1 protein-coding gene and 1 pseudogene are annotated in these 1,452 nt (G+C 65.5%); both read right to left on the bottom strand.

Annotated features, from left to right (window positions below):
- Positions 1-1,092: MCP four helix bundle domain-containing protein (locus ACT53M_RS20110; protein WP_476235695.1), on the bottom strand; the 1,092-nt coding region annotated here is incomplete at its 3' end.
- A gap of 54 nt (positions 1,093-1,146) precedes the next feature.
- Positions 1,147-1,452, bottom strand: a pseudogene (locus ACT53M_RS20105) (methyl-accepting chemotaxis protein); the annotation flags it as partial.

Genomic DNA, 1,452 nt, shown 5'->3' with positions numbered 1-1,452 from the left:
CGACTGGCGGGCGATCTTCTCGGTCTGGGCGGCATTATCGGCGTTCTGCTTGATGTTCGCCGCCATCTCTTCCATCGCGGCCGATGCCTGTTCGGCGGCCGCCGCCTGCTCGGTGGCGCCTTGCGACACCTGTTCCGAGCTCGACGAGAGCTGCTGGCTGCCGGACGAGACATTCTCGGAGGCGGCCGAGGCATCGCCGACCACACCGCGCAGGCGATCGACCATGCGGACCAGCGCGTGGCCCAGCATGTCCTTGTCGGACAGCGGCTGGTGGTTCACGGTCAGGTCGCCGTCGGCGATCTTGTCGGCCAGATTGGCGCTGACGCGCAGATTGGCGACCATGCCGTTGACGGTGTCGACCAGATCCCTGATCTCGTCGTTCGAGTTGATCTGTACTTCCTGTTCGAGGTCGCCGATCGCCACCGCGCCGACCGCCACCGACACGCGGCCGAGACCCGTCGAAACGATGCGGGCGATCCAGACTGCGCCGCCGACCGCGATCAGCAGCGCCACGCCGGCAACGGCATAGAGCGTCTTGCTCGCACTGTCGTACAGGGCGTTGGTGTCCTGGTCGGCCTGGGTCATCTGCTGCCGGGCGATCGCGACGATCTGGCCCACCAGTTCGGTAATCGAACCGGCCAGTTCGCGCGAGCGGGTGATCGAAAGCCTGCCAGCCTCGGCATTCTTGTTGGCCAGCGCCAGCGCGCGGACCTGATCGTTTACCGGCACATATTCGTTGAACTTGGCCTGGATCTGCATCCAGATCGGCTTGCCCTGCTCGGTGGCGGTCGAAAGGCCCTTGGCGATCAGCGCCTGGGTTTCGGCGCGTGCCTTCATCAGGTCGCCGTCGAACTTGCGGGTCAGCGCTTCATCCTCGGTGAGCGCCATGTTCTTTTCCTGGCGCAGGATGTAGCTCACCTTGCCGTCCACCGACAGCGCGACCTCGAGCCGCTTTGCCGGCCCGTTGATCACATCGGTGGTAGCCTGGTTGAGAATGCTCAGTCGGGAGTTGGCGACGCCAACCACGGCGATCAACAGCGCGATCAACACGCCGAATGTCACGCCGAGCTTCAACTTGATTGTTGCTCGCATCTTAGCGGTCCTTCCGGTTCAGGGTAGTGCGCATGTCGCGCGGGAGGTTCAGGGTCACGCTGCCTGCTCCGCGAAGTCGGAGTCGGCTGCATCGGGGCCACCGGTGTTCATTTCCAGTGCGAAGCCGTTCACGCGCGCCTGCTGGTCGGCGATCGAGTTGGGCTTGGCCTTGGTCTTGACGGCGGGCTTGGGCGGGGTGCGCCGGGCAGGTGCCGGTGCGGCTGTGCTGGAACGCGGCGCCGGCACCGGTGCACGGCGATGGCTTCGGGCATCCATGTCGGTGCGGAAATAGGCGATGCTGGCCTGGAGCTCGTCGGCCTGTGCGGCGAGTTCCTCGGACGTGGCGCTGATCTGCTCGGA

The sequence above is a fragment of the Sphingomonas sp. DMC6 genome (genome assembly GCF_056314225.1).
Note: the sequence above shows the minus strand (reverse complement) of the source record. Positions and strands in the feature narration are given on the sequence as shown.